Source organism: Alcaligenes aquatilis (genome assembly GCF_003076515.1).
Lineage (GTDB): Bacteria > Pseudomonadota > Gammaproteobacteria > Burkholderiales > Burkholderiaceae_B > Alcaligenes > Alcaligenes aquatilis.
The window spans coordinates 2,931,264-2,951,550 of the sequence record NZ_CP022390.1; the positions used below are offsets into that span (position 1 = coordinate 2,931,264).

The window sequence follows — 20,287 nt, forward strand, 5'->3', positions numbered from 1 at the left end:
CATGCTTGAAGTCCACGATCTGAGCCTGTCTTACGGCAAACGCGAAATCCTGTCCAAGCTAACCATCGAGCCCTTGCAGCCCGGTCAGTTGGTGGCGTTGCTGGGCCCCAATGGCAGCGGTAAATCTACCCTGCTCAAGTCTTTGGCGGGACTGCTCAAGCCCACGACCGGCAAGATTTTGCTGGACGGTCAGGAACTGAGCGGCATCAGCTTCGAGCAGCGTGCCCAAAAAGTGGTGTATCTGCCCCAGTCCCTACCGGCCTCGGTCCACCTGCGTGTATTTGAATCCGTGCTGGTAGCGGCCAATGCCTCAGCCCCCGGCGGCCACGCCCGCGATGTGGACCACGAACACATCATGCACATCCTGCAACGCCTGGGCATTGCACACCTGTCCATGCACTATCTGGACCAGCTCTCCGGTGGCCAGAAACAGTTGGTGGGCCTGGCACAAGCCTTGATCCGCAAACCCACTTTGCTGCTGCTCGATGAGCCTTTGTCTGCTCTGGACCTGAACTATCAATTCCACGTCATGGATTTGCTGGCCCAGGAAACCCACGACAACAATCTGATCACTCTGATCGTGCTGCATGACCTGAACGTGGCTCTGCGCCACAGCGACTATGCCCTGATGATTGAAGGCGGTGGTCTGCTGGCGCAAGGTGAGCCTGCCAAGGTCATTACCCCCAACTCGCTGGCCCAGGCTTATGGCGTACGTGCCCGCGTGGAAAGCTGCTCGCAAGGCACCCTGCAAATCATTATCGACGGGCTGCAAGAGCCTGTGCTGTGACCTTCGGAGAACCCATGAACATCCTGCGCCACCTGCTGTTGTCGCTGACCTTGCTCTTGCCTTTGGGCGTGCAGGCCCAGCCCATCGACGTTACCGATGCCATGGGTCGTACCGTTACCCTGCCCGGCCCGGCCAAACGTATTGTGCTGACCCAGGCGCGCCATTTTCCGGTATTGGCTTTGGTCCACCCCGAACCCGCCACGCTGATTGCCGGTTGGTCGGACGAATTCAAGACCTCCTTCTCCAACGAATACAACACCTACCTGAAACGCTACCCACAACTGGCCAATATTCCTATTGTGGGCCGCCATACCGCTGATACCTTCTCGGTCGAGCAAGCCTTGGCTCTGCGCCCCGATCTGGTGGTACTGACCGCCGCCTTTGCGGGCCTGACACCCGGCCAGGACACACGCGACTCGGCGCTGATCCAGCGCCTTACTGCCGCCAAAGTGCCCGTCATCGTCATTGACTTCTTTGTCAATCCACTGGAGAACACCGTACCCAGCCTGCGCGCATTGGGCTACGCCGTGGGTGAAAAAGAGCGCACCGACGATTTCATCCAGTTTTACGAAGAACACATGCAAGACGTAGCCCAGCGACTGGCCGATCTGCCCAAGGAAGATCACCCGCCCGTTTTTGTCCATGCCCATGCTGGCAGCACAGACTGCTGCAACTCGCCCGGCGCAGGCACCTTCAACGACATGATCACCTATGCAGGCGGCCACAATATTGGCGCCGATGTCCTGAAAAGCGCCACTGGCAAGCTGAACTTTGAATACATCCATTCCCGTGCCCCGGTGGTCTATGTGGCCACCGGCACAGGCGCAGGCAAGCGCACGACCTCCGGTGGCCTGACCATTGGCACGGGCGTCAGCAAAGAGCAGGCTCGTAAAAGCCTGCAAGCCATTATCGACGGCAACCGTCTGCAGGCCTTGCCTGCCGTACGCAGCGGCAATAGCCACGGTATCTGGCACGCCTTTAACGATTCGCCTTTGCACATGATCTTTATCGAAGCACTGGCAAGCTGGATTCACCCGGATCGTTTTGAAGGTGTCTCGGCCCTGAAAACACTAGAGGAAGTGAATCAGCGTTTCCTGACCGTGCCGATGGAAGGCACCTACATGATTGATCTGAAGCCCGCCTCCTAAGCCTTCATGTCGCGCCTGATTCCACTAGAGCTGCCGCCTGCGGGCGGCCATCCCCATCACGTCTTGCTGCGCCTGCCGGACGGCAAGCCCGAACAAGGCCCTCTGCCTTTGCTGTGCCTGCTCGATGGTCAGTGGACCTTGCCCTTGCTGGAAGAAAGCGGTCACCCCGCCCTGGAACGCTGCGCCATTTTGTCGCTGGGCTATCAAGGCGAACGCGATCAGATCACCCGCTATCGCGCTCTGGATTACACCCCGCCCGGCCCGGACGGTGGTTTATGGGAAGACCCGCGCGTCCCTCAGTGGCAAGCCGGTGGCGCCCCAGCCATGATCGAACAAGTACGCATGGCGCTGGCATTGGCCCAAAGGGTAGAACCCGCACTAACCCGTTCGCGTATCAGCCTGTACGGTCATTCCTACGCCGGCTTATTCGTGCTGTATGCCCTTAGCCAGCACAGCCTACCCATTCATCATTACCTGTGCGCCAGCCCTTCTTTGTGGTGGCGCGATCCCCTGATCTGGACCTTGCTGGAGCAATTGGGCAAGCCGGTGCAGGTAGATATTCTGGCCGGTGCCTCCGAGGCCTGGTATCCGCTTAGCGCTCAGGCGGCAGGGCCGGACGGACGCAAAAATGGCGTGCCTACCCTGCCCACCATGCAAAAACTGCAAGCGCACCTGCAAGCCCAAGGCATGCAAGCCAAGTTGCATGTTCTGCCCGGAGCCGGTCACGGCCATGTGCTGGCACAAGCCACCCTGCGTGCGCTGGAACTGGCCTGCGGCGCGGCTTAGCCGATTTTTTCTTGCGGGCACTGGGTGCCTTTTCACTTCGTATCCAAGTTTTCCCGCCCTAGGGTAACTCCCCCCATTCGTCCTCTTGTTTTAGGCCTCAACTTCTTTTAGTCTGTATTTATATGCAAGTGCATAGAAATCAAAAAAAGAGATTGGAGACGAATATGAAGGTAGCGGTATTAGGTGGCGGGCACGGTTGTTATGCAGCAGCGGCAGACTTGAGCGAGCAGGGCCACGAAGTACGTTTGTGGCGCCGTGATACGGCTCAGCTGCAGCCCTTGCTGGACCGCCCAGTCATGACACTGAAAGACGAAGCAGGTGAGCGCGACATCCCCATTGCCAAGGTCTGCGCGGATATTGGCGAGGCCATCGCCGGTGCCGATCTGGTACTGATCCCTTCGCCCGCCATTGCACAAACCGATATTGCCCGCGTCATGGCCCCTCACCTAACAGACGGCCAGGTCGTGTTCCTGCCACCGGGCACCTTTGGCTCCTTCATCATGAGCGAGATCGTGCGCGGCACCGGCAACAAGGCCGATGTCAGTTGGGCCGAAACCGGCACCCTGCCCTGGCTGGCCCGCAAGCATGGCGATACCGTCATCAACATCACCACCCGCGCCACCCGCCTGCCTACCGGCGTGTACCCGGCGCGCAATACCGATCACGCCCTGGAGGTGATTGGCAAAGTGTTCCCCAGCGTGGAGCGCTGCGAAGACGCCCTGTCTGGCGCCTTGATGAATGCCGGCCCCATCATCCACCCCCCGCTGATCATGATGAACGCAGGCCCGCTGGAGCATTTCCCGGCCTGGGATATTCATAACGAAGGCACTCAGCCCTCGGTACGTGCCGTGACCACACAGTTGGACAATGAGCGCATGCGCATTCGTGAAGCGCTGGGCTACGGTGCCCCGCACTTCCCCCTGTCCGACCACTACGAAAACGACCAGTGGATGTATGGCGACCGTTCCTCGCACTCCAAGCTGGTAAAAAGCGGCGACTGGCGCGAGAAGATCGACCTGCACGAGCACCGCTACATGCGTGAAGACACCATGCTGGGTCTGGCCTTCTTCGCTTCCGTAGCCGACTGGGCCGGTGTGGACGCCCCCGTCACCAAGGGCTTGCTGGCGATTGCCGGTGCCATCGTGGGTGAAGATCTGCGCCAGGGCCAACGCACACTGGCCAGCCTGGGTCTGGACACGATGAGCCGCGAGCAATTGCAAGAGATGCTGCACGCCGGGAGAGCCTGATGAGCACGCCCGCCCCGATCAAACGTATCGTTGCGGTGGGCGCAGGTCGCATGGGGCGGGGCATTGCCCTGGCCTATGCGCTGCGCGGCCAAGCCGTGACCTTACTGGATTTCAAACCCCGGCAGCCTGCCGATAGCGCCCGTCTGGAAGCCGAAATACGTCAGGAGTTACGTGCCACGCTGGAACAGTTGGCCGACCTGGGCATGTTCGCCGCCGAGCAGATCGACGGCTATCTGGCCTGCATCGGTGTTGCCCCTTTAAGTGATGCTGCCCACGTGTTGGGCCAGGCAGATCTGATTTACGAAGGCGTGCCCGAAACCCTAGCAGCCAAGACCGACGCTCTGGGTCGTATCGGTGAACTGGCCCAGCCCGATGCGCTGATCGCCTCCACCACCTCCACCATGCTGGCCTCGGATCTGGCCCCCATGTTGAGCCATCCCGAGCGTTTCCTGAACGCGCACTGGCTCAACCCGGCCTTCCTGATTCCGCTGGTTGAAATCAGCGCCCACCCCGGCACCAGCGAGCAGACCTTGAACCGTCTGCAAAGCAATCTGGAGTCCATCGGCAAAGTGCCCGTAGTCTGTGGCTGCCACCCCGGTTTCATCGTCCCGCGTCTGCAAACCCTGATCATGAACGAGGCCGCTCGCATGGTGGAAGAAGGCGTGGCCAGCGCGGCGGATATTGATAAAGCCACCCGCTACGGCCTGGGCTTTCGCTTTGCCAGCATCGGCGTGCTGGAGTTCATCGATTACGGCGGCAACGACATTCTGTATCACGCCGGACAGTACTTGTCGCAGAACCTGGACCCGGAACGCTACGCCGTACCCGACATCATCACCCGCTATATGGAAAGTGGGCGCAACGGTCTGCGTAGCGGACAGGGCTTTCACGAATACCCAGTGGACCAGCAACAGGCATACCGCCGAGATGTGCTGGCCCGCGTACTGGGAATGCTCGATCACATCGGCCTGGCCCCTGCCCGCGCCGAACACCTTGCCAAGGAGACACAGGAATGAAAAAAGACACCCACGCTGCGCCTTCGGCTTGCTGCCCTCCAAGAGGGCGCCTTTCATCCTGGAGCGGCCCGGCGATGAAAAAAACCGCTGCATTGTTGTTTGCCCTGATGAGCTGTCACGGTCTGAGCCAGGCTCAAGAAGTCCCCACCCTGCGGGTAGGTTGGACCATTCCGGGTGAGGAAGCCAAGTATCTGATGGCCAAGCGCCCCGAGCTGTTCCCGCAATTGGGCAAGAAATATCAAATCCAGTGGACCCAGTTCCAGGGCACCTCACCCATGGTGCAGGCCATGCGCGCTGGCGTTCTGGAGTGCTCCACCATGGCCCCCATGTCGCTGGCCAATGGCGCGATTGAAAGCGGTCTGCAGGCCTATATCGTGGCCCAGCACGTGCACTCGGACGATAAGCACTTCTCCGTCTATTGGGCCGTGAAAGAAGACAGCCCGATCAAGACGGCAGCGGACCTGAAAGGCAAGGTCATCGGCACCAACGCCTACGGTGCCGGGGTGTACTTCGACATGCTGCTGTGGCTGCGTCAAAACGGCATTGACCCGGACAAGGATGTGAAAATCGTTGAAACCGGTTTTCCGCCTGCGGCTGACGCCATTCGCAGTGGCCGCATTGATGCCGGCCCCATGGCCCAACCCTTTGCCCTGCTGAATGAAAAGAAAGGCGGCTTGCGCAAGCTGTTTTCCCTGTCCGAAGTGGCCAGCCCGTCGGTACAAATTTTCGAGGCCTGCAGCAAATCCTATAGCGATGCCAACCCCGAAGTGGTACGCGCCTACGTACAGGATTTGAAAACTGCCATGAGCATGCTCAGCAAGGATCCAGCATTGGCCGTGGAAGTCACCGCCCAAATCACCCGCGCCCCCAAGGACTTGCTGGCCCAATACCTGTTCACCGACAAGGACTTTGCACGTGTGCCCGACATGCAGCCCGATCTGGAGTCCATTCAAGGCACCTATGACCGCTACCACAAGGCCGGTTTCCTGAAAGAAGCCTTGAACGTGCAGGATTTTTACCGGGCTGATTTACGCGAGGCCAAACCATGATTGAACTGGATGGTGTCGGTAAAACCTTTAACACCCGGCAGGGCCACAGCCATACGGCCCTGCAAGACATCGCCCTGAGCATTCCGGCAGGGCGCTTTGTGTCTATTCTGGGACCCAGCGGTTGCGGCAAAAGCACCCTGCTCTATATGTTAGGGGGCTTTGAGTCCTGCTCCAGCGGCCAGATCCGCGTCAAGGGCAAGCCCATTACTGGCCCAGGTCCAGACCGGGGCCCGGTGTTTCAGGAATATGCTCTGTTTCCCTGGAAAACCGTGTTGGGAAACGTGGCCTACGGCATGCGCGAACAAGGCATGCCTAAAGCCCAGGCCGAACAACGCGCCAGCGAATGGTTGGACAAGGTCAAGCTGGGGCCTTACGCCGCCTTCTATCCTCGTGAACTGTCCGGCGGCATGCGTCAGCGCGCGGCCATTGCCCGCACCCTGGCCTATGAGCCGGACATTCTGCTGATGGACGAACCCTTCGGGGCGCTGGATGCCCATACGCGCGTCACCCTGCAAACGGAACTGCTCAGCTTGTGGGAGCAGTTGCGCAATACCGTGGTCTTTGTGACACACGGCGTGGACGAAGCGGTCTTTCTGTCCGATACCGTGATTGTCATGACTGGCTCGCCTGGCCGCATCAAGGAAGTGGTGGAGATTGACTTGCCCCGCCCCCGCATCCGTAGCGAGCTGTTGCGCAATCCGGTCTATCAGGAAACCATTATTCGTCTGGAGCAATCCTTGATGGCGGAGGCCCACCCATGACGCCACAGCACTGGTATGAACATCGCTGGGCCTCTTTGGTCATGGCGGCCATTCTGGTGCTGCTGGCCTGGGCAGGACTGGCCCGTTGGGTAGAGCTGGACTCCTTCCCCAGCCCCTGGGCGGCTCTGGGTGAACTACCCGCCCTGATCAGCGACCCGATGGCCTGGTCGGCCATCCTGCAGTCAGTAGGCCGCATGTTTACGGGCTATGCCCTGGCGCTGGTCGTGGCCGTACCGCTGGGTTTGGCCATGGGCCGCAGCCGCCTGGTCTATACCGCCTTCTATCCCTTGGTGGCCCTGGCTTATCCCATGCCCAAAGCGGCCTTGATGCCAATCTTGATGCTGTGGTTCGGTCTGGGGGATTTCTCCAAAATTCTGGTCATTGCGCTAGGCGTGTCCCTGCCTTTGCTCTATCACAGCTATCACGGTGCAACCCGTATCGAGCCCAAGCTGATCTGGGTAGCCCAGTCCATGGGTATGGGTCCACTGGCCCGTCTGGGCAAGATCGTACTGCCCGCCTCTTTGCCGGAAGTCATGATTGGCTGCCGCGTCGGCGTGGTCATGGCGCTGATCGTGATGGTGTCCTCCGAGATGATTGCGCGTCAGGAAGGCATCGGCAATCTGCTGTTCACCTCTATGGATATGGCGCAGTACTCCACGGTGTATGCGGTCATCATGCTGCTGGCGGTCCTGGGCATTGCCTTTGACGCCTTGTTTGAGTTCGTGCGCAAGCGCTGCACGCACTGGCATGACTCCACCCAGGGCCTGATGGACAAAGGATGACGCGATGACCACTAAAACCTTAGCCTCATCGGGGCAAGCAATGCGTTCTACTGAAACCCGCCCGGCCAGGCGCCGGGATCTGTCCGGTCTGTCTTTGTGCATCAGCCCGGCCATCTTGCTGATTATCTGGGAGCTGTGTACCCGCTCGGGCTGGGTCAGCCCGCAGTTGTTGCCTGCCCCTTCTGCCATTTTGATGCGGGTATTGGAGCTGGCCGGTCAGGCTGACTTCTGGCAGAACCTGGGCATCACCGTCTACCGTCTGATCAGCGGTTTGCTGATTGCCTGTGTGGCTGGTGTAGCCCTGGCATTGATTGCGCAGCTAACACGCTGGAGCTCGTTTTTACTGGATGCGCTGATCCGTCTGCTGGCCCCCATTCCCAAGATCGCCCTTTACCCGGCACTGATCCTGATCATGGGGTTTGAAAGCGCATCGAAAATTGCGCTGGTGGTCTCGGATGCCATTTTCCCTGTGCTGATGGCCAGTTGGGTGGCGGCGCAAACGGTGGACCGCAAGCTGATCTGGTCGGCACGTGCCGCAGGCACCTCCCGCAGTACCTGCCTATGGAAAATCATTTTGCCCGCCATCAGCCCGACGGTGCTGGCCGGTGTGCGGGTGGCCGGCGTGATTGCCTGCGTAGTGGTCTTTCTGGCCGAGATGATTGCCTCCACCGACGGTCTGGGCCATATGCTGACCGCCGCCGCTCGCAGTTACCGCACGCTTGATATGTTTGTACCCCTGGTCTGGATCTGTGTGCTGGGCTTCGCACTGAACCTGACCATTGCCGCTTTGCAACGCAAAGTGGATCATGCAAACTAAGTTCCACTCACCGTAAAAACCACCACTTGCCCGGTCTGCTTACAGCGATGACCGGGCTTTGGCAGGCTATCTCAATCATCTGGAACGAGTAGCCTGCTTTTTTTCTGCATCAAGGAAGCCGCTTCACTATGGCCAGCCCCCCTCTGACCGACGCCTATACCGGGCACGATACCTTTATTCCCTATCTGCTCAATCGCAGTACCTCGGCCTTAAATGCTGACTTTCAAACCTTGCTGCGCAGCCATGAACTGACCCTGCTGCATTGGCGCGTGCTGGCTTTTCTGAATGAAACCGATGGACTGGGCGTCAGCACCCTGGCGCAATATACCGATGTGGACCAAACCACCTTGTCACGCGCCCTGGTGGTGATGGAAAACGCGGGCCACCTGTCCCGCCAGCCCGATCCGCTGGACCAGCGTCGTGTGTTGATCCATCTGCATGAGCAAGGTCGGCAGCACTTTTTGCGCGTCCTGCCCGCCGCGCTGGATATTCATCACCGCGCCATTCAGGGCTTTTCGGCTGAGGAACTGGCCCAGCTACGGCAGTTTTTGAACCGCATTCGCGCCAATATCAACGGGGATGGGCGCTAAGCACCCCGCCCCTGCGCCTTTCCTGCAAAGCGTCCACGTGGCCGCTTTGACCTGCCTCAACCCCTGAATCTGCCCCCAATCGAGGCCTGCTGCCCTTGAAGGCCCACGCTTGAAATGGACATTCAAGGGCGATGAGCCTTTATTTACATCAGGAAAGACCATAAAATGATAATGATTAACATTTAGTAGTGCAGCCTCCTGCCTGAAATGTCTACCCAGGCGAACTTGGCTCTCTTACGGAAACAAGCTCTCGTGACTCTCTCCCCTACCCGTGCTGGACGTCGTCAGCTTTTGCTGGCCGCTGCGGCCAGCCCTTTGCTATTTGGCGTACCCCGCCTGCTTCGTGCCCAAGACGGTCCCCTGAAAATTGCCTTGCTGACATCCTTGTCCGGCCCCTTCGCCTCCTTGGGCGAGAGCATGCGCGCCGGTCTGGAGTTGATGCTGCAACAGTGCAATAACGAGATGGGCGGACGCAAGGTGCAGTTGCTGGTCGAGGACGACCACGGCAAACCGGACGAAGCCATCCGTAAAGTGCGCAAGCTGATCGAGCGCGACAAAATCGATGTGTTGGGCGGCGTTATCAGCGCCAATATCGCGCTGGCCATTCGTGACATCGTCCACGATGCGCAACTGCCTACCTTTATTTCCAATGCCGCTGCCAATGGCCTGGCCCGTGAAGCCGCCAGCCCCTACGTGTTCCGCCCCACCAAAACGAGCTGGATGCTGGGTCATACCGGCGCTTTGTGGACCTTCGAGCAGATCGAAAAATCCGGCGGTATCACGCTGGGTTCGGACTACACCGCAGGCCGCGAATACATTGAGGACTTCGCCAACACCTATCAGGAACAAGGCGGCACACTGGGCGAGCGCATCTGGACTCCCTTGGGTACCCCCGACTTCGCGCCTATCCTGATGAATCTGGCCGCCAGCAACCCCAAGTTTGTCTACACCTTCCTGGCTGGTGCCGACGCCGTTCGTTTCCACCAGCAAATGCAGGATTACCAACTACACGGCAAGATCCAGATCGTGGGCCCCGGTGCCTTGTTCGACCAGGAAGATGTGATCACTGCGGTGGGCGAGGCCGCATTGGGTGGCGTCAGTACCTTCCACCAGTCCCCCGGCGCTCCGGCTGCCCAGGACTTTGTGGCCGCCTACCAAGCCAGCCGTGGCCGTTTGCCCGGCGAGGCCAGCACCTCCGGTTACGTGACCGGCCAGGTCATCAAGGCCGGTCTGGATGCGGTTAAGGGCGATCTGTCCAACAAGGCCGCTTTCAAGCAAGCCCTGCTGGACAAGCCTATCGACACCGCCTTTGGCCCCATGGCGTTTGACCCGCGCAATAACCAGTCCATTCTGGATATTTACGTCAACCGGGTGGAAAAAGACGCGCAAGGTCGCCCCTTTAACACCGTGGTTCATACTTACCAGCGTATCCAGGACCCCGGCCCGCGTTCTTGAGCCACACCTTGTCTTACTACCTGCTTCAAATCCTCAATGCCCTGTCCTTCTCGGCCCTGCTGATGTTGGCGGGGCTGGGGCTGTCTTTAGTGCTCAGCCTGATGAACTTCATCAACCTGACACACGGCTCTTTTTTCCTGCTGGGCGGCTACATCAGTGTCCAATGGCTGGCCTCTGGCGCGCCCTGGTGGCTGGCCTTTCCCGCCGCGTTTGTACTGTGTGGGCTGATGGGCTTGTTACTGGACCGCTTTCCCTTTCGCCAGTTCTATCAACGCACTCACCTGATGCAGGTGCTGCTGACCTACGGCCTGTCCGTGATTCTGGCCGATTTGATGCGCTGGGGTTTCAGCGCCGACACGCTCTCGCCCATGCTGCCGCAAGTGCTGCGTGGCGGGGTGTGGATCATGGGCCTGCCTTTCCCCACCTATCGCCTGTTCCTGATCGTTACCGGCCTGACACTGGCTTTGTTGTTCTGGTTCCTACTGGATCGCACCCTGTGGGGTGCGGCCATTCGCGCTTGCGTACAAGACGCCCAGATTGTCGAGACCCTGGGCCTGAACTCGCGTCGCCTGTTTGCCATCGGCATGGCGCTGGCCGCCGGTCTGGCCGGTTTGGGTGGCGCCTTGGGCGCAGGCATGTTGTCGGTCTACCCCGGTCTGGATGAAGAAATCCTCTTGCTGGCCTTGCTGGTGGTGGTCATTGGTGGCTTGAACTCAGTGCGCGGGACCTTGCTGTGCGCGCTGATTCTGGGTTTCGTCACCACTTTTGCCCGCGTCTGGGTCCCTGCTTTTGCCAATGCCGCTACCCTGGCCGTCATGCTGGGCCTTCTGCTTTGCTGGCCCAATGGCCTAAGCAAATCCGCTACGCGTCAGGTTTAAATGAACAAGCTCAACACCTGCCTGCTACGCACTGGACTTTGGCCCGCTTTGGCCTGCCTGGTCTTGCTCAGCAGCTATTTCTGGGGCGACGCCTTCTTATGGCGCTTTGGCACCGAAGCCCTGCTGATCGGTTGCGCCGTCCTTAGCATCAACCTCTTGATTGGTTACGGTGGTCTGGTCTCTCTGGGCCACGGTGCCGTCTTTGGCTTTGCCGCGTACGCCACTGCCGTCAGCAGTCAATACTGGGGCGCATCCTTGCCCTTGATGCTGCTGGTCGGCATTGCGGCAGGCACCCTGCTGTCCATGTTGATGGCGCTGATCAGCTTGCGCAGTTCCGAGCTGTTTTTCATGGTGGCCACGTTGGTTGCCGGTCAGTTGATCTGGGAAGTGGCATTTCGCTGGCGTGACGTCACCGGTGGTGCAGACGGCCTGCGCGGTTTCCCGCGTCTGAGCCTGGGCGAGTTGCCCCTGAGCGCCCCCTACACCCTGATGATTCTGGCCCTGGTGCTGGCGGTGGTCTGCTGGTTGTTGCTGCGCTCCTTCAGCCGCGCCCCGATCGGGTTGGCCTTGACCGGCCTGCGCGACCAGCCCTTGCGCATGGCCGCCCTGGGTTATCAAGCATGGCGCATTCGCCTTTACACATTCATGATTGCGGGTGCGGTAGCGGGTGCGGCTGGCGGCCTGTATCCCTTTGCAAACCAGTACGTCAGCCCACAACAAGTGCATTGGAGTTTCTCGGCCACGCTCATCATCATGGGTGTGATCGGTGGCATACGCACCTGGCGCGGCGCATTCATCGGCGCTACGTTTTATCTGTTTGCCCAGACCTACCTCAGCTCCTACACAGATCGTTGGCAGTTGCTGGTGGGGTTGATCTTTGTGCTGACGGTTCTGTTCATGCCCAACGGTCTGGCTGAGCGGCGCAAGAGGTCCTCATGAGCGTGTTACTAAGCACTCGCGAACTGGCCTTGCATGTGGGGGGCCTGGATATCCTGACAGATGTCAGCCTGGAGCTGCGTGCAGGCGAAACCCTGGGGCTGATTGGCCCCAATGGGGCAGGCAAAACCACGCTGTTCAATATCATCAGCGGTTTGGCCACGCCATCCAGCGGCCAGGTTTTGCTGGAAGGCAAGGACCTGCGCAGTCTGGGGCCTATTGAGCGCGCCAGGCAAGGTCTGGTGCGCAGCTTTCAGACCAGCCGCATTTTTCCCGAACTGAGCCTGCTGCAAAACCTGGCCCTGGCCGTGCGCATCAAAAAAGGCTGCGGCTATCACTGGTGGGGCCGCAAGTCTGCCCGCAGCGCCAGTCAACAGGCGGCCGAAGCATTGCTGGAGCACAGCGCCCTGGCCGGTAGCGGGCATTTGCTGGCACGCTCCCTGTCCTATGGCGAGCAACGCATTCTGGATTTGCTGATTGCCCTGGCGCAGCAACCCCGCGTACTCTTGCTGGACGAGCCAACGGCTGGCCTGTCCGAATCCGAATCCCGTGAAGTCATGGCGCTGGTCCATGCCATGCGCGGCCAATGCGCCGTGCTGCTGATCAGCCACGACATCGATATTGTTTTCCAGGAATGTGACCGGATCGCCGTGCTGTCGTCCGGCACCTTGCTGACCTGCGATACCCCGGACGCCGTGCGCCAGCACGCTGGCGCGCGCCAGGCCTATCTGGGTGAACTGGCTTTGGAGACCGCATGAGCACAGCGCTGAACATCTCGGGCCTGCATGCACGCTACGATCGGGCCGACATTTTGCAAGAAATTTCGCTGAATATTCCCGTCGGACAAAGCGTGGCCCTGCTGGGCCGCAACGGTGCCGGAAAAACCAGTCTGCTGCACTGCCTGTTCAATATGGGCCCGCAATGGAGTGGGCAAATCCATGTGCACGGTCAAAACATTACGGGTTGGCCTACCCACAAAATCGCCCTGCTAGGCATGGCGCTGGTGCCACAAGGCCGGGGCCGCTTTCCCACACTGACCGTGCAGGAAAGCCTGCGCCTGGCCGGGCTGGCCCGCCGTCCACGCTCGGATGATCGCTGGACGCTGAACAGCATTTATGAATCCATGCCGCGTCTGTACGAGCGCCGCCAGTCCTCCTGCTCCGCCTTGAGTGGTGGCGAACGGCAATTGCTGGCACTGGCCCGCGCCCTGCTGACACAGTCCTCCATTATTGTTCTGGACGAACCCAGCGAAGGCCTGGCCCCCATGACAATTCAGGACACCTTGCTGCCGCAGCTGCAAACGCTAAACGAGCAGGGCATTACCGTGCTGATTGCCGAACAGAATTTAAGCCTGGCTCTGCAATTGGCGGATCGAGCCTTGTTGCTGGGCAATGGTCAGTTGGTTTACGACGGCCCTGCCGAACAGTTGCGCCAGGACGCCGCCCTTTTGCAACGCCATTTGGGACTTTGACATGCTGGCTGTGTACAGCTTGTCGCTTCCCCTGCCTGCAGGTATGGAATCCTGGTTACGAAGCCAGATCCCGGACAGCACCCTGGCCGTGATTGCCCGCCGCAAGCGTCAGTCAGATCAGCACTTAAGCCTGCTGGCCCACGGTGCCCTGCGCCATTTTCTGGCGCCTTTGCTGGGGTGTACGCCACGCGCCGTCCCCATTACTACGCTGGAACATGGCAAGCCGGTGCTGGATCTGGACGATACCGATCTGCACTTTAGCCTGTCGCACAGCGGCGAGCGCGTGCTGATTGGCATGGCCGACCGAATCATCGGCGTGGACATAGAAGCCATGCGCCTGCCCGTCAAACCAGGGTTGGTCGAACATTGCAGTGTGCCGTCCGAACGCAGTTGGTTAAAATGTGATCTGGATTTTTATGCGCTGTGGTGTGGAAAGGAAGCAGCCCTGAAACAGGCGGGCACCGGTTTTCATATTCAGCCTCAAGAGTTATCCTTGAACGGCCATCCGGATTACGGATGCACCGTACAATCCCCCCATCCCATCTTGCAAGATTTGGTGGTGCACAGTCACCGGCCAGTAGAAAACTATGCCGCTGCGATCTGCCTGAACACCCCTTTTGCTCCGTGGACGGTCAGCTTGCTGGACAGTGTTGAACTGCCTGACACCAAGCTGACTTAGCACGAGTAAATCTGACAAGCCTACTTATTTATGTAATAGTTCTCATTACCATGATGAAATCTATTCCTGTTGAACAAATTTGGCCTGACGCCTTTGCCCAGCGATACCGCGATGCTGGACACTGGCAAGGGGAAACGTTTGGCGCTTTGCTGCGCGCGCGCGCACAAAACCACCCGGAACGTGAAGCCCTTGTTGGCGGCACCCAACGCTGGACCTATGGCGCGCTGGATCAGTACGCCAGCCAAATCGCAGCGGGCCTGCTGCAAGCTGGTCTGCGCAAGGGTGATCGGGTTCTGGTCCACCTGCCCAACATCCCTGAATTTGTCAGCGTGATCTTTGGCCTGTTCCGTGCTGGTCTCCTGCCCGTGTACGCCCTGCCAGCGCACCGCATTACCGAAGTCGAACATTTTGCCAATACCGCCCAGGCACGCGCCTATATCGGTGTCGATACGCATGCCGGCTTTGACTATCTGCCTTTGGTGCGCGAGCTGCGTGAACGCTGTCCGCATGTAGAACAGGTTTACATCGTGGGCGATGCACAAGAGTTCACCTCCCTGGCCCTGTTGCAAAGCAGCGCCGCCGACGTAGACGTGCCCGTATCGGCAGCCCAGCCTTCTGACGTGGCTTTCCTACAAATTTCAGGTGGCAGCACAGGCTTGTCCAAGCTGATTCCCCGCACGCACGACGACTACATCTACACCTTGCGTGAAAGCGCCAAGATTGCCGGTCTGAACGAAAACAGCGTGTTCCTGGGCGCCTTGCCCATTGCCCACAACTTCCCCATGAGTTCACCCGGTTTTCTGGGTGCGCTGTACGCCGGTGCCAAAGTGGTGCTCAGTCCCGCCCCCAGCCCGGACGTTTGCTTTGAGCTGATCGAGCGCGAAGGCGTGACCGACACCAGCCTGGTCCCCCCACTGCTGATGCTGTGGATGGATGCGGCCACCAAGACCCATGCCAATCTGGAGTCGCTGCAAGTGATCCAGGTCGGCGGAGCCAAGCTGAACGCCGAAGCCGCCAAGCGCGTGCGCCCCACGCTGGGTGTGACCTTGCAGCAGGTGTTTGGCATGGCCGAAGGCCTGGTGAACTACACCCGCCTGGACGACCCCGAGGACATCATCATCAACACCCAGGGCCGCCCTATCAGCCCGGACGATGAAATCCTGATCGTGGACGACAACGGCAACCCGGTCGCCCCTGGCGAAACCGGCTACCTGCTGACACGTGGCCCTTACACAATCCGCGCGTATCACAACAACCCGTCGGCCAATGCCCGCTCCTTTACCGAGGACGGTTTTTACCGCACAGGCGACGTGGTACGCATGACGCCCGAAGGCTATTTGATGGTTCAGGGCCGTGCCACTGACCACATCAACCGCGCTGGCGAAAAAATCTCCGCCGAGGAAATTGAAGATCATCTGCTGGCCCACCCGCAGGTCTTTGACGCTGCCGTGGTATCGGTGCCAGACGAGTTTCTGGGCGAGCGCAGCTGCGCTTTCATCATCCCCAAGGATGACAAGCCGCGCGCGATTGAACTGAAGAAATGGATACGCAGCCGTGGTCTGGCCGACTTCAAAGTACCGGACCAAATCGTGTTTGTAGACCGTTTCATGGAAACGGCGGCCTTGAAGATCAGCCGCAAAGAACTGCGCGCCCAGTTGCGCGAGCAATTAGAAAACACAACGCAAGAATCATCATGAGTACTCCCCTTACCCTGGAACGCATGCGGCAAGACATTGCCGCCATGCTGCATGAAGACCCGCAAGACATTCTGGACGATGACAACCTGATCGATCTGGGCCTGGACTCCATGCGCGTCATGACCCTGGCCACCCGCTGGCGCGAGGCCGGCGCTCCTATCGAGTTTTCCGAAATGGCCTCGGTTGTCACCCTGGGCCAATGGTGGTCGCTGATCGAGCGTGCCCAACAAAACGGCCGCTGATTTTCTTACTGCAACACGCTTATGTTTAGCTCCCCTTCCGAACTGCCATTGCGCCCCCTGACCGAAGCACAAGAAGGTCTGTGGTACGCCCAGCGTTTGGACCCGCTCAACCCGATTTTCAACACCGGGCATTGCACCCACATCCACTCGGCGCTGGACACCGCGCTGTTTGCACAGGCCATCAATCTGACGCTGACCGAAGCCGATGCCTTGACCTTGCGCATGGTGGACACGCCCGACGGCCCGGCCCAGTACCTGCGCCCGCAAGAGCCGATTCAGCTGGAAGTTGTGGACCTGTCTGCCCACGCAGACGGTGCCGAACAAGCCCAAACCCAGTTGATGGCGGACCTGCGCACACCGCTGGACCCGACCATTGCACCGCTGGCACGGCACATTCTGTTTGTGCTCGGGCCCAAGCACCATCTCTGGTATCAGCGTATCCATCACCTGGCCGCTGACGGCTATGGCATGGCGCTGATCGAGACGCGGGTAGTCAAGCTCTACAAGGCCTTGCTCAATGGCCATGAAGATCATGGCCATGAGCTGGAATCGTTCGCCCTCTTGCAGGATGACGATCAAAGCTATCGGGAGAGCGAGCGCCGCAGCAAGGACAGACAGTTCTGGCTGGACACCTTGAGCGATGCAGAACCCGCCCAAAGCCTGAGCGAATCCCAGGCCTTGAGCGACCATCATTTCCTGCTGGCACGCCGCGCCGTCAAGCCCGAGCTGACAGCCAGCCTGCAAGCATTGGCACAAAGCAGCGATATCAGTTGGCCAGACATTCTGACGGGCCTGACCGCCGCGTATGTGCGCCGTCACACCCGCCAGGACGAATGCACCGTCGGTGTGCCGTGGATGGGACGTCTGGGCCATATCAGCGCCCGTATCGTCTCCACCGTCATGAATGTGGCCCCGCTGCGTTTGCAGATCGACGAAACCCAGCCGTTGAATCAATACCTGATTCAAGTTTCCAAGGCACTGCGCCAGGCGCGTCGCCATGGCCGCTACCGCAGTGAACAACTGCGTCGTGATCTGGGTTTGCTCGGTGGTATGCGTCGCCTGCACGGCCCCATCATCAACGTGCTGCCGTTCGATGCCCCCTACGAACAGGCGGGCCTGACCGCCAGCCAGACCGTGCTGTGCGCTGGCCCCGTGGAAGACTTGAACTTCACCTTCCGCGCCCAACCCGATGCCAGTGGCTTGCGTCTGGAAGTGGAAGCCAACCCGCGTTTGTACACCGACGAGCAGATTCAAACCCATTTGGTCCGGCTGGAACAGTTCCTGCTGCGTGCTTTGCAGGCTGAAACCCTGTCTGCCGTGCCAACCTTGACGGATGCCGAACACCACCACTGGATTGAGACCGTCAACCAGACTGCTCACCCGGTTCCTGAAACAACGCTGTGGGCACTGATCCACGCCCAGTTGCAGGCTCACCCGGAACAATGTGGCCTGGAATTTGAGGGCAAGAAGCTCAGCTACGCCCAGATCGACGAGCAAACCGCCAATCTGGCCGCGCAACTGCGTCTGGCCGGTGTGCAGACCGGCGACATCGTTGCCGTGGCCCTGCCTCGTTCGCTGGAACTGGTGCTGTCCTTGCTGGCTATTCACCGTGCTGGTGCTGCCTACTTGCCGCTGGATCTGGACCAGCCTGCCGATCGTCTGAACACCATCTTGCAGGCCGCTCAACCACGTCTGCTGGTCGGCCAGCCCGGTTGCACGCTCAATGCCTCTTTGCTGGTCCCGCAGCCAGAACAAACCTGCAGTGCGCCAGACTGGGCCGCCGCCGGTCCGCACGATCCTTCCTACCTGATCTACACCTCCGGCTCTACCGGCACACCCAAGGGCGTGCTGGTCAACCACGACGCCATCGTCAATCGTCTGGTATGGATGCAAACCCATTACGGCATTGGTGCCGGTGATCGAATTTTGCAGAAAACCCCAGCCACCTTTGACGTGTCGGTGTGGGAGTTCTTCCTGCCCTTCCTGTCCGGTGCGACCCTGGTCGTGGCTCCCCCACAGGCACATCGGGACCCAGCCCATATTGCCCGCCTGATGCGCGAACAGTCCATCACCGTGCTGCACTTCGTGCCCTCCATGCTCAGCGCCTTCCTGGATGAGCCTGAGGCTCGTGGGCTAGCGCCGCGTCTGGTGTTTTGCAGTGGTGAGGAACTATCGGCCGCTACCCGCGACCGCTTCCACTCTCTGCTGAACGCCGAGCTGCACAATCTGTACGGCCCAACCGAAGCTGCCGTGGACGTGTCCTACTGGCCGGCTTCGCGCGAGGACCAATCCCAGCCTGTGCCCATCGGCTTCCCTGTGTGGAACACCGCCCTGTACATTCTGGACGAGCAATTGCAGCCTGTACCGCCGGGCGTGGCCGGCCACCTGTACCTGGCTGGCAGACAGTTGGCGCAAGGCTACTGGGGCCGCCCGGACCTGACTGAAGAACGCTTTGTACCCGACCCTTACGCCCTACATGGCGACCGCATGTACGCCACTGGCGATGTAGCCCGCTGGCGTGACGATGGCGCGGTTATTTTCCTGGGCCGCTCCGATCACCAGATCAAGCTGCGTGGCCAGCGTATCGAGCTGGGCGAAATTGAAGCCTTGCTGGCGCGCCACCCCGATGTGGCCCACGTCGCCGTGATTGCCCGTGAAGATGTACCCGGTCAAATGGCGATTGTGGCTTACTGGGTGCCGCAAGCAGGCAGCCAGTGCACGGACAACACGCTGGCCGCGTATGTCGGCGAGCACTTGCCGTCCTATATGGTGCCCAGTGCCTGGATCAGTCTGGACACCTTGCCCGTAACGGCCAACGGCAAGCTGGACCGCAAGGCTCTGCCCGTACCGGCCTTGCAAGCACGCTCTGCTGGTTTGCCACTGGAAGGTGCCACTCAACATCAAATCGCCGCTGCTTTCGCCACTGTGCTGGAAAGCAGCGACGCGTTTTACGCCGACGACGATTTCTTCGCCCTGGGCGGACATTCGCTGCTGGCTGCCAAACTGGCCTTGCTGCTGCGCGAAGCACGCGGTCAGGCCGTCTCGATTGGCACTATTTTTGAGTACCCCACCATTGCCCGTCTGGCCAAGCATCTGGATCAGGCAGGCAGCACGACTGCCGATGGTTTTGGCCCCATCATCACCTTGCGTCCGGCACAAAGCGACCAGCCTGCGCTGTTCGTGATTCACCCGGCTGGTGGCTTGTCCTGGTGCTATGGGGCACTGGCTCGTCATCTACCCCCTGGCCGTGCCGTCTACGGCCTGCAAGCCAGTTTGCTGTCTGACGCCTCGCTGGGTCTGGATGGCAGCCTGGATGCCATGGCCAAGGTGTATGTGGATCGTATCGAGCACGTTCAGCCACAGGGCCCCTACCATCTGGCCGGCTGGTCGGTGGGCGGCATTATTGCTCAGGCCATGGCGGTCGAGCTGCGTCGTCGCGGTCAATTAGTCGGCATGTTGTCCTTGCTGGACGCCTATCCCAGCGACGCCTGGCGTAACGAACCACCTCCCGAGCCCAACGCTATCTACAAGGCCCTGCTGCATATTGCAGGCCATGACCCGGACAGCTTGCCCGACGTTTCCCTGACCCGTCAGGGTGTGGTGGACTTCCTCAAGCGCAGTGCTCACCCGCTGGCCGAATTGCCCGACACGCGTCTGGACCGCGTGTTCCAGGTGGTCGAGAACAATAACCGTCTGGTACGTCTGTACGAGCATCACACCTATGACGGCCCCATGCTGTATTTCCGCGCCGCTCTGGATCACGCAGGCACACAATTGCATCCCGATTTGTGGCAACCCTATGCAGGGCAGCTGGACGTGCACGATATTGCCTCCCTACACGCGCATTTGACCGGTACTGAAGCCGTGGCCATCATGGCCCCGCTGATGGACTCGGCCATGGCTTTTGCCGAACAGGCACAAGCCCAACCTGAACTCGATGTATAAG

19 protein-coding genes are annotated in these 20,287 nt (G+C 59.9%); all 19 read left to right on the forward strand.

The window, feature by feature from the left end:
• Window position 1 precedes the first annotated feature (1 nt).
• The 19 genes from CA948_RS13425 to CA948_RS13515 all read left to right on the forward strand — a co-directional run bounded on the left by CA948_RS13425 (window position 2) and on the right by CA948_RS13515 (window position 20,286).
• The gene (locus tag CA948_RS13425; protein ID WP_108728268.1) at window positions 2-787 is read left to right on the forward strand and encodes an ABC transporter ATP-binding protein; all 786 of its coding nucleotides are present in this window, start codon (window positions 2-4) and stop codon (window positions 785-787) included.
• A gap of 14 nt (window positions 788-801) precedes the next feature.
• On the forward strand, window positions 802-1,935 hold the full coding sequence (locus CA948_RS13430; RefSeq protein WP_108728269.1) for an ABC transporter substrate-binding protein: 1,134 nt from the start codon (window positions 802-804) through the stop codon (window positions 1,933-1,935).
• A gap of 6 nt (window positions 1,936-1,941) precedes the next feature.
• Complete coding sequence (locus CA948_RS13435) at window positions 1,942-2,721, forward strand: alpha/beta hydrolase (protein WP_108728270.1); 780 nt, start codon at window positions 1,942-1,944, stop codon at window positions 2,719-2,721.
• A gap of 164 nt (window positions 2,722-2,885) precedes the next feature.
• A complete protein-coding gene (locus CA948_RS13440) occupies window positions 2,886-3,968 on the forward strand; it encodes an NAD/NADP-dependent octopine/nopaline dehydrogenase family protein (protein WP_108728271.1) in 1,083 nt (360 codons plus the stop codon).
• A complete protein-coding gene (locus tag CA948_RS13445; protein ID WP_094195380.1) occupies window positions 3,968-4,984 on the forward strand; it encodes a 3-hydroxybutyryl-CoA dehydrogenase in 1,017 nt (338 codons plus the stop codon). Before CA948_RS13440 ends, CA948_RS13445 begins: the two co-directional genes overlap by 1 nt.
• Window positions 4,985-5,058: 74 nt before the next feature.
• Window positions 5,059-6,033 carry an ABC transporter substrate-binding protein gene (locus CA948_RS13450; protein WP_108728272.1) on the forward strand — a complete coding sequence of 325 codons (975 nt, stop codon included), beginning with the start codon at window positions 5,059-5,061 and terminating at the stop codon, window positions 6,031-6,033.
• Window positions 6,030-6,794, forward strand: coding sequence for an ABC transporter ATP-binding protein (locus tag CA948_RS13455; RefSeq protein ID WP_094195378.1), 765 nt, complete (start codon window positions 6,030-6,032; stop codon window positions 6,792-6,794). Before CA948_RS13450 ends, CA948_RS13455 begins: the two co-directional genes overlap by 4 nt.
• Window positions 6,791-7,576: an ABC transporter permease gene (locus CA948_RS13460; RefSeq protein WP_094195377.1), complete on the forward strand. Its 786-nt coding sequence runs from the start codon at window positions 6,791-6,793 to the stop codon at window positions 7,574-7,576. The genes CA948_RS13455 and CA948_RS13460 overlap by 4 nt, the downstream gene beginning before the upstream one ends.
• Window positions 7,577-7,616: 40 nt before the next feature.
• Window positions 7,617-8,393, forward strand: a complete 777-nt coding sequence (locus CA948_RS13465; RefSeq protein WP_238988594.1) for an ABC transporter permease — start codon at window positions 7,617-7,619, stop codon at window positions 8,391-8,393.
• Between the two features lie 128 nt (window positions 8,394-8,521).
• Entirely contained in the window at window positions 8,522-8,983 is a 462-nt protein-coding gene (locus tag CA948_RS13470) for a MarR family winged helix-turn-helix transcriptional regulator (protein WP_094195376.1), read from the forward strand.
• A 252-nt stretch (window positions 8,984-9,235) separates the two neighbouring features.
• The gene (locus tag CA948_RS13475; RefSeq protein ID WP_238988595.1) at window positions 9,236-10,438 is read left to right on the forward strand and encodes an ABC transporter substrate-binding protein; all 1,203 of its coding nucleotides are present in this window, start codon (window positions 9,236-9,238) and stop codon (window positions 10,436-10,438) included.
• Window positions 10,435-11,316, forward strand: a complete 882-nt coding sequence (locus CA948_RS13480; RefSeq protein WP_094195374.1) for a branched-chain amino acid ABC transporter permease — start codon at window positions 10,435-10,437, stop codon at window positions 11,314-11,316. Before CA948_RS13475 ends, CA948_RS13480 begins: the two co-directional genes overlap by 4 nt.
• Window positions 11,317-12,255, forward strand: coding sequence for a branched-chain amino acid ABC transporter permease (locus CA948_RS13485; RefSeq protein ID WP_108728274.1), 939 nt, complete (start codon window positions 11,317-11,319; stop codon window positions 12,253-12,255). It begins immediately after the preceding gene.
• Complete coding sequence (locus CA948_RS13490) at window positions 12,252-13,010, forward strand: ABC transporter ATP-binding protein (protein WP_108728275.1); 759 nt, start codon at window positions 12,252-12,254, stop codon at window positions 13,008-13,010. The genes CA948_RS13485 and CA948_RS13490 overlap by 4 nt, the downstream gene beginning before the upstream one ends.
• Window positions 13,007-13,723 carry an ABC transporter ATP-binding protein gene (locus tag CA948_RS13495; protein WP_108728276.1) on the forward strand — a complete coding sequence of 239 codons (717 nt, stop codon included), beginning with the start codon at window positions 13,007-13,009 and terminating at the stop codon, window positions 13,721-13,723. Before CA948_RS13490 ends, CA948_RS13495 begins: the two co-directional genes overlap by 4 nt.
• A gap of 1 nt (window position 13,724) precedes the next feature.
• Complete coding sequence (locus CA948_RS13500) at window positions 13,725-14,402, forward strand: 4'-phosphopantetheinyl transferase family protein (RefSeq protein ID WP_108728277.1); 678 nt, start codon at window positions 13,725-13,727, stop codon at window positions 14,400-14,402.
• 50 nt (window positions 14,403-14,452) lie between these two features.
• Window positions 14,453-16,099, forward strand: a complete 1,647-nt coding sequence (locus CA948_RS13505; RefSeq protein WP_108728278.1) for a (2,3-dihydroxybenzoyl)adenylate synthase — start codon at window positions 14,453-14,455, stop codon at window positions 16,097-16,099.
• A complete protein-coding gene (locus tag CA948_RS13510) occupies window positions 16,096-16,341 on the forward strand; it encodes a phosphopantetheine-binding protein (RefSeq protein WP_108728279.1) in 246 nt (81 codons plus the stop codon). Before CA948_RS13505 ends, CA948_RS13510 begins: the two co-directional genes overlap by 4 nt.
• 21 nt (window positions 16,342-16,362) lie before the next feature.
• Entirely contained in the window at window positions 16,363-20,286 is a 3,924-nt protein-coding gene (locus tag CA948_RS13515) for a non-ribosomal peptide synthetase (RefSeq protein WP_108728280.1), read from the forward strand.
• Window position 20,287: the final 1 nt, after the last annotated feature.